This is a genomic window from Staphylococcus sp. EG-SA-2, assembly GCF_017152085.1.
Genome location: NZ_JACYHC010000211.1, coordinates 1 through 519, shown reverse-complemented (window position 1 = coordinate 519; position 519 = coordinate 1). Strand labels below are relative to the sequence as shown.

The following is a 519-nucleotide window of genomic DNA, read 5'->3' as shown; positions in this document are numbered from 1 at the left end:
ATTGTTAAACGAGCAATCAGAGATAGACAACCTTAGGAGGGATTTAAATGACCAAAGAACAACAACTTGCAGAACGAATTATTGCTGCAGTAGGTGGTATGGATAATATAGATAGTGTCATGAACTGTATGACACGTGTGCGTATTAAAGTATTAGATGAGAATAAAGTAGATGACCAAGAACTAAGGCATATTGATGGTGTCATGGGTGTTATACACGATGAACGTATTCAAGTTGTGGTTGGACCTGGTACAGTCAATAAAGTGGCTAATCATATGGCGGAATTAAGTGGTGTTAAACTAGGTGACCCAATACCACACCATCACAATGATAGTGAAAAAATGGACTATAAATCATATGCAGCTGATAAAGCAAAGGCGAATAAGGAAGCGCATAAAGCAAAACAAAAGAATGGTAAGTTGAATAAAGTATTGAAATCAATTGCCAATATCTTTATACCGTTGATTCCTGCATTTATTGGAGCTGGATTAATTGGTGGTATTGCAGCAGTACTGAGTA

At 36.8% G+C, this 519-nt stretch carries 1 protein-coding gene; it reads left to right on the top strand.

Annotated elements, in window-relative coordinates; genetic code table 11:
* Positions 1-47 precede the first annotated feature (47 nt).
* On the top strand, positions 48-519 hold a 472-nt coding region (locus IDG60_RS27295), incomplete at its 3' end, for a PTS transporter subunit EIIB (RefSeq protein WP_206160440.1).